The sequence below is a fragment of the Rhizorhabdus sp. GW822-FHT03C02 genome, assembly GCF_058801765.1.
The window spans coordinates 1-7,303 of the sequence record NZ_JBXANN010000028.1 but is presented as its reverse complement, the minus strand read 5'-3'; the positions used below and the strand labels follow the sequence as shown (position 1 = coordinate 7,303).

Below are 7,303 nucleotides of genomic sequence, written 5' to 3'. Positions count from 1 at the left end.
CAGGGTCCGCAAGCGCGAACGCGCGCCCGAGCTTATTGCGAGGAAGCCCAGGGGCGCGGATGCGCCCCGCCCGGCGTCTGAGGGCAAAGACCAAACAACCAACGGACTCGCAGGGTCCGCAAGCGCGAACGCGCGCCCGAGCTTATTGCGAGGAAGCCCAGGGGCGCGGATGCGCCCCGCCCGGCGTCTGAGGGCTCAAACAAAAAAAGCCCCGGCGTTTCCGCCGGGGCCTTCCATGTTCATCGTCCGGACCGAAGTTACGCGTCCTTGGCGTCCTTGGCGGCCTGGATCGCTTCGAGGATGATGCGCTTGGCTTCGCTGGCATCGCCCCAGGTGCCGATCCGCACCCACTTCTTGGCTTCGAGATCTTTGTAGTGGGTGAAGAAATGCTCGATCTGCTGCATGATGATTTCGGGCAGATCGTCCTTCTCGTCGACCTTCGAATAATAAGGGAAGGTGCCGTCGACCGGCACCGTCAGCAGCTTTTCGTCGCCGCCGGCCTCATCCTCGAGCTTCAGCACCGCGATCGGGCGGACGCGCACGACGCAGCCCGGCACGAACGGCGACCGCGCGATCACCAGCGCATCGAGCGGATCGCCGTCGGGCGACAGCGTATGCGGCACGAAGCCGTAATTCGCCGGATAGCGCATCGGCGTGTGCAGGATGCGATCGACGAAGAGCGCGCCCGACTTCTTGTCGAACTCGTACTTCACCGGCTCGCCGCCGACGGGCACTTCGATGATGACGTTGAGGCTGTTCGGCGGATCGTCGCCGATCGGGATGAGGTCGATGTTCATGAGCCGGCTTCTTATGGTGCAGTGCACATCTTGCCAAGGCGCGTTCGCATTTGATTGTTAATTTCTTTGGAGGCGCGCCCCTCGCATTCGGTTGCGCATCCGGGGCGCCGGGCGATCTTCCCACGCCGCGGTCAAAGCCCTATGGGCTGGCGCGTGAGCAAGATCGAAACACCGCGTCCCGTCCGGGGTACGCAGGACATGCTGGGGGAACAGGCGATCAGGTTCGGCCATGTGGTCGATGCCTTCGATCGCGTGCGCCGGCTTTATGGCTTTGGCCGGGTCGAGGTGCCCGTCTTCGAATCGACCGCGGTGTTCGCGCGGTCGCTCGGCGAGACCACCGACGTCGTCTCGAAGGAGATGTACTCGTTCGAGGACCGCGGCGGCGATTCGCTGACCCTGCGGCCCGAATTCACCGCCGGCATATCGCGCGCCTATCTGACCGAGGGGTGGCAGCAGCACATCCCGCTCAAGGTCGCGACCCACGGCCCGCTGTTCCGCTACGAGCGCCCGCAAAAGGGCCGCTTCCGCCAGTTCCACCAGCTCGATGCCGAGGTGATCGGCGCCGCCGAGCCCGCCGCCGATGTCGAGCTGCTGACGCTCGCCGATCAGTTGCTGCGCGAACTCGGGGTCGCCGACGGCGTCACCCTGCAGCTCAACACGCTCGGCGACGGTGCCACCCGCGACGCCTGGCGCCAGGCGCTGGTCGCGCATTTCGAAGGCGCGCGCGACGCGCTGTCGCCCGAAAGCGTCGAGCGGCTCGCCAAGAATCCGCTGCGCATCCTCGACTCGAAGGACCCGCGCGACCGCCCGATCGCCGACGCCGCACCCGAGATCGACGCCTATATGTCGGCCGAGGCGGGCAGCTTCTTCGAAGCCGTCACCAAGGGTCTCGACGCCGCCGGGGTCGCCTGGACCCGCAGTGCCCGGCTGGTGCGCGGGCTCGATTATTATCGTCACACCGCGTTCGAATTCGTCACCGACCGGCTCGGCGCGCAGGGCACCGTGCTCGGCGGCGGTCGCTATGACGGGCTGATCGAGACGCTCGGCGGTCCGCCGACTCCCGCGGTCGGCTGGGCGGCAGGGATCGAGCGGCTGGCGATGCTGATCGACCTGCCCGATCCCGACCGGATCGACGTCGCGCTGGTGCCGATGGGCGAGGCGGCGCAGGCCGCCGCGACCGCGATCCTCGCCACGCTGCGCCGCGCGGGCGTCGCCGCCGACATGGCCTATAAGGGCAATATGAAGAAGCGGATGCAGAAGGCCGACGCCAGCGGCGCGCGCTTCGCGGTGATCATCGGCGACGACGAGCTCGCGCGCGGCGAGGTCGGGCTCAAGCATCTCGTCGACCAGACCCAGAGCTGGGTGCCGCTCGACGCGCTCGTCGACCGCATCAAGGGCTGAGGCGATGACCTCGATCAGTTCGCAGCGCATCGCGCAGATCGAATCGCGCCGCGACGAGCTCCAGGCGGCGATGGCGCGCGGCGACCTGTCGGGCGAGCAGTTCGTCCAGCTGTCGAAAGACTATGCCGAGATCGAGCCGGTCGCCGAGGCCGCCGGCGAGGTCCGGCGCTTTCGTGCCGAGATCGAATCGCTCGCCTTCATGATCGAGGACGACAGCGCCGATGCCGAGCTGCGCTCGATGGCGGGTGAGGAACTCGCCACGTTGCGCGACAGCCTGGTCGGCGCCGAACGCAACCTTGCGCTGCGGCTATTGCCGCGCGACGCCGCCGACGAGCGCTCGGCGATGCTCGAGATCCGCGCCGGCACCGGTGGCGACGAAGCGGCTTTGTTCGCGGGCGACCTGTTCCGCATGTATCAGCGTTATGCCGAGGATCGCGGCTGGCGGGTCGAGCTGATCTCGGCGAGCACCGCCGATCTCGGCGGCTATAAGGAAGTGGTCGCCAGCGTCACCGGCGCCGGGGTGTTCGCGCGGTTGAAGTTCGAAAGCGGGGTCCACCGCGTCCAGCGGGTGCCGGTCACCGAATCGGGCGGGCGCATCCACACCTCGGCGGCGACGGTCGCGGTGCTGCCCGAGGCCGAGGAGGTCGATGTCCAGATCGACGAGGCGAAGGATCTGCGGATCGACGTCTATCGCTCGTCGGGGCCCGGCGGTCAGTCGGTCAACACCACCGATTCGGCGGTGCGCATCACCCATCTCCCGTCGGGGCTGGTGGTGATCCAGCAGGATGAGAAGTCGCAGCACAAGAACAAGGCCAAGGCGCTCAAGGTGCTGCGCACCCGGCTCTACGAGATCGAGCGCGAACGGCTAGCCAGCGCGCGCGCCGGGGTGCGCAAGTCGATGGTCGGATCGGGCGACCGTTCCGAACGCATCCGGACCTATAATTTCCCGCAGGGTCGCGTCACCGATCACCGTATCAACCTCACCCTCCACCGGCTGCCCGAGATTCTCGAAGGGCCGGGGCTCGAGGAACTGGTCGGGGCGCTGATCGCCGAGGATGAGGCCGAACGCCTCGCCCAGCTCGACGGATGAGGGCGGCGGGGGCGGCCATGCTCCTGCTGATGACGAACGGTGCTGCCGCATGGGCCGAGGACAGGCCCGCCGAACCCGATCTGGCCAAGGCGATCGACAAGGTCCTGGGTCCCTGTCCGTCGAACGCCGGCGCCGATATCGTCGTGTGCGGCGAGCGGCGGGCGAAGGAGCAGCTGCGCTACCGCCTGCCGATCCGCGAGGATGGGTTCGATCCCGCCGGGCCGGTCGAAAGCGTGTCGCGCGAACGGCACCGGCTCTACCAGGCCGGCGAAAGCGGTACCGGGTCGTGCAGCGTGTCGGGCGCCGGCGGCTGGACCGGATGCATGATCAAGGGATGGCGCGCACGGCGTGAACAATATGGCGAACAACATCGATGAGACGGTGGCGCAGGGGCTCGTGTTAGCGGCGCGGGCCCTGGCGGATGTCGGCCCGACCCCGCGGCTCGATGCCGAACTGCTGATGGCGCATGCGCTCGGGCTGACCCGCGAGCGCATGCTGCTCGGCGCGCTCGACCGGCCGGTGCCGCCGGGCTTCGCGGCGCTGCTCGCCCGCCGCGTCGCGCACGAACCGGTCGCCTATATAATAGGTGTCCGCGATTTCTGGACGATCAGCCTCGCGGTCGCGCCGGGGGTGCTGATCCCGCGTCCCGACAGCGAGACGCTGATCGAGGCCGCGCTCGATCATTTCGGTGCGGCGGGGCCGCGGCGCATCCTCGACCTCGGCACCGGCCCGGGCACGCTGTTGCTGGCGGCGCTCGCCGAATGGCCCGGGGCGACCGGTCTCGGCGTCGATCGCTCGCCAGAGGCGCTGGTGATCGCGCAAGCCAATGTCGAACGCCTCGGCCTCGCCGATCGCGCCGAGATCCGCGCCGGCGACTGGGGCGAGGGCATCGCCGAGGCGTTCGACCTCGTCCTGTGCAATCCGCCTTATGTCGAAAGCGATGCCGTGCTCGCCGCCGAGGTCGCCGATCATGAGCCGGCGGCGGCGCTCTATGCCGGGCTCGACGGCCTCGACGATTATCGCCGGCTCGCGCCGCAGCTTGGGTCGCTGATCGCGCCGGGCGGGATCGCCGCGATCGAGATCGGTGCGGGCCAGGCGGTTGCCGCCGCGGCGCTGTTCGCGGCGCAGGGGCTCGACGGGACGGTTCGCCACGACCTGGCTGGCCGCGACCGGTGTCTCGTGCTGAAACGCTGATTCTTTACCGCTTTGCCGCATATTCCACTTGGAAAAGCCGAATCGAGCGCCTACATCCCATGCATGGACACGGGTCCGGGAAGCAATATTGCCCCGGCCCGATGCAACCGCACCTTCATGCCATGGCCGCGTTTTTCGGCCTTGACGTTGGCGAGGCGACCCCCGGGCCGGCCTTGCCGTGACGGCTTGCATATTGCGACTTTTTCGGGGCCAGGAGGCTTCGAGGGCGGAACCGGGACGGTCCCGGTGTGGGGAGTGGTTTACCGATACCACGAGTGACGAGGACATCGTTAAGTTGATCAACAACCGGCAGAACGGCCGCCGTCGCGGCCGTGGCGGTGGCGCAGGTGGTGCGCCGCGCCCCAATGGTGGCGGCGGCAGCCCGGATCGCGGCAACCGTATCGATAATCGCTCGCGCGGCAATGCGGCCCAACTTCTCGAGAAGTACAAGGCGCTGGCCCGCGACAGTCAGATGCAGGGCGACCGCGTCAACACCGAATATTATCTGCAGTTCGCGGATCATTATTTCCGGGTGCTGAGCGAGAGCCGCTCGCGCTTCGAAGACCAGCAGCCGCGTCCGCGCCGCGACGAGTTTACCGGCGCGAACGATCTCGAAGAAGATTATGGCGACGAGGCCGACGGCAATGTCGGCCAGAATGACGGCGGCTATAATGGCGATCGTCAGAACGGCTATGACGGCGGGTCGCAGGGCCAGGATCGTCAGGACCGCGGCGAGCGCCAGGACCGGCAGGATCGATCCGACCGGCAACCGGAGCGCCAGGAGCGCTCCGATCGTCAGGATCGCCCCGACCGTCAGGACCGTCAGAGCTACGCCAAGCCGCCACGGTCCGGCGACGGCAATGGCAATGGCAATGGCGGCAACCGCAGCCGCGGCAATAATGGCGGCTCATATGCCCCTCGCGAGGAGGCGGCGCCTGCGCCGGCTCCGGCCGAAACCGGGGAACGCCTGGTGTTCGCGCTCGAAGGCGAGCCCGCCACCGAACGTTCGCTCGACGACGCGCCCAAGCCGCGTCGTGGCCGGCGTCCGAAGTCGGCGCAGCCTGCCGACACCGGCGAAGCCGTGGCCGAGCGTATCGATGTCGATCGCCTGCCGCCGTCCTTCGCGCTGACCCCGCCGCCTGCCGCCGTCGAGGCGGCTGCCGTCGAGGAGCGTCCGAAGCGCAAGCCGCGCAAGAAGAAGGAAAGCGAAGCCGAGGCCGCCGACGCCTGAGCGTCTGCGCGATCCATGGTTTCGGAAAAGGGCGGTCTTCGGGCCGCCCTTTTTCGTTTGCGCGCTTCTTTCCTGCCTCGTCACCCCGGACCTGTTTCCATGGGCGCTACTATGAGCGCTTCTGAAGCCTTCTCCCGCTCTTTGCAGGAGAAGGTTTGGATGAGGGTCTTCTTCCGTTTCTTCTTCCTCGTGGCGCAGCAGGCGGACGAAGCGCCCTCGCGGCCATGTCAGCGCCCATGGGACGTGTCCGGGGGCCACCGCAAGGCCGGCGACGGCCTGGCGGCTCGACACCGCGACGCTCGGTCGAGGGCACGCGGTGAGAGGCAGGTGAGGGGATGCGCTGCTCCGCGGGCCGTAGCACGCTCCGGAAGCGCCCCGCTTATTCCTTGTCGGGATCGAACGCCGCGACGTCCTCGTCATGGCCGGTGCCCGAGCTGAGGAAGATCAACCCCATCAGTGCCCCGGCCAGCAGCACCGACAGCCCGACCGCGGCGATCGTCGCGATCAGGACATGGACCGACATCACCGATCCGTCGCTCATCAGCCAGGCGACCGACGCGCCGACGCACAGCACCGACACGCCGAGCACCCAGAGCATGATCCGCCGGTAGCGCGCCCAGGCGAAGGCGGCATATTCGGGATCGGACAGGCGAGACCGCCGCGGCACGGGATCATGTTTCGGCATGGCTTTCCTTTGGGCCGCGAAAGTGGGATCATCAAGCCATGCCGGCTCATCGGCCGGCACCCTTTGGAGAGGGAGGCCGAGATGACGATTGCGGCAATAGTCCGGGTTCGCGATACGGCGGTGATAACGATCGCGCCCGACATGCAGGTTCGGGATGCATTGGCACTGCTCGCGGACAAGCGGATCGGTGCGGTACCGGTGACGGTCGATGACGAGGTCGTCGGCATATTGTCCGAACGCGACCTGATCTACGGCCTCAGGCGCGACGGTCCCGCCTTCCTCGATCTCGACGTACGCCGGGCGATGACCTCGCCCGTGATCAGCGTCCACAGCCGCACCACCCCGCTCGAGGCGCTCGGCATGATGACCAAGCGCCGCATCCGCCATCTGCCCGTCATCGACGACGGCGTGATGGTCGGCTTCGTGTCGATCGGCGATCTGGTGAAGGCGCGGCTCGAACATGTCGAAAACGAAGCCGCCGCCCTGCGCGAATATATCCAGACCGCCTGATTCGACTCTGATTCGAACGGAAAACCCTGATTTTACAGGGGTTTCACTGTTTCGCCGATTCGGATGATCCGAATCGGCGTGAGGTGATTCGGATCGGTCGGCCGGCGGGCAAGCGAGCGGCACCCTGCTCAAACCCCCGGAAAATGGGGCTCAATTCGCACCGTATTTTTTTTGTAATTTTGTTGTTGACCGGTTGGGGTCCCGCCCATAGAAGCCCCTCCACCGACGGCGACGACGCGGTTTCAACCGGGTCGCTACCGACTTTCCCGATCGTGAAAATCGATCACCTTAAGAGCAATCTTAGGGAGGGTTAGAGCATCGGTTCTTTGACATTGTTGGAAAGATGAAGGGACATGTGGGCGGCGGCTCCGGTTTCTGGCGGCTTCAAGGCGTCG

At 67.1% G+C, this 7,303-nt stretch carries 8 protein-coding genes; 6 read left to right on the top strand and 2 right to left on the bottom strand.

The annotated features are described in order from the left end of the window. Window positions 1-257: 257 nt before the first annotated feature. Window positions 258-797, bottom strand: coding sequence for an inorganic diphosphatase (gene ppa, locus AC1RM6_RS30365; protein WP_493108428.1), 540 nt, complete (start codon window positions 795-797; stop codon window positions 258-260). Window positions 798-950: 153 nt separating this feature from the next. Between ppa and hisS the strand changes: the two genes are divergently transcribed. The 5 genes from hisS to AC1RM6_RS30340 all read left to right on the top strand — a co-directional run bounded on the left by hisS (window position 951) and on the right by AC1RM6_RS30340 (window position 5,713). Then, window positions 951-2,198 carry a histidine--tRNA ligase gene (gene hisS, locus AC1RM6_RS30360; RefSeq protein ID WP_493108426.1) on the top strand — a complete coding sequence of 416 codons (1,248 nt, stop codon included), beginning with the start codon at window positions 951-953 and terminating at the stop codon, window positions 2,196-2,198. 4 nt (window positions 2,199-2,202) lie between these two features. Beyond that, complete coding sequence (gene prfA, locus AC1RM6_RS30355; RefSeq protein ID WP_493108424.1) at window positions 2,203-3,288, top strand: peptide chain release factor 1; 1,086 nt, start codon at window positions 2,203-2,205, stop codon at window positions 3,286-3,288. 17 nt (window positions 3,289-3,305) lie between these two features. After that, a complete protein-coding gene (locus AC1RM6_RS30350; protein WP_493108422.1) occupies window positions 3,306-3,665 on the top strand; it encodes a hypothetical protein in 360 nt (119 codons plus the stop codon). Next, entirely contained in the window at window positions 3,646-4,482 is an 837-nt protein-coding gene (gene prmC, locus AC1RM6_RS30345) for a peptide chain release factor N(5)-glutamine methyltransferase (protein ID WP_493108421.1), read from the top strand. The genes AC1RM6_RS30350 and prmC overlap by 20 nt, the downstream gene beginning before the upstream one ends. Before the next feature lie 295 nt (window positions 4,483-4,777). Continuing rightward, complete coding sequence (locus AC1RM6_RS30340) at window positions 4,778-5,713, top strand: DUF4167 domain-containing protein (protein ID WP_493108419.1); 936 nt, start codon at window positions 4,778-4,780, stop codon at window positions 5,711-5,713. Window positions 5,714-6,092: 379 nt separating this feature from the next. On the opposite strand, the gene AC1RM6_RS30335 is transcribed toward AC1RM6_RS30340, so the two are convergent. Continuing rightward, the gene (locus AC1RM6_RS30335) at window positions 6,093-6,398 is read right to left on the bottom strand and encodes a hypothetical protein (protein ID WP_493108417.1); all 306 of its coding nucleotides are present in this window, start codon (window positions 6,396-6,398) and stop codon (window positions 6,093-6,095) included. A gap of 81 nt (window positions 6,399-6,479) precedes the next feature. On the opposite strand from AC1RM6_RS30335, the gene AC1RM6_RS30330 reads away from it, so the two are divergent. Then, complete coding sequence (locus AC1RM6_RS30330) at window positions 6,480-6,908, top strand: CBS domain-containing protein (protein ID WP_493108415.1); 429 nt, start codon at window positions 6,480-6,482, stop codon at window positions 6,906-6,908. Window positions 6,909-7,303: the final 395 nt, after the last annotated feature.

Coding starts and splice junctions, on each gene's coding strand:
- AC1RM6_RS30330 (WP_493108415.1), top strand. CDS start 6,480: ATGACGATTGCGGCAATAGTCCGGGTTCGCGATACGGCGGTGATAACG.
- ppa (WP_493108428.1), bottom strand. CDS start 797: ATGAACATCGACCTCATCCCGATCGGCGACGATCCGCCGAACAGCCTC.
- AC1RM6_RS30350 (WP_493108422.1), top strand. CDS start 3,306: ATGCTCCTGCTGATGACGAACGGTGCTGCCGCATGGGCCGAGGACAGG.
- prfA (WP_493108424.1), top strand. CDS start 2,203: ATGACCTCGATCAGTTCGCAGCGCATCGCGCAGATCGAATCGCGCCGC.
- prmC (WP_493108421.1), top strand. CDS start 3,646: ATGGCGAACAACATCGATGAGACGGTGGCGCAGGGGCTCGTGTTAGCG.
- AC1RM6_RS30335 (WP_493108417.1), bottom strand. CDS start 6,398: ATGCCGAAACATGATCCCGTGCCGCGGCGGTCTCGCCTGTCCGATCCC.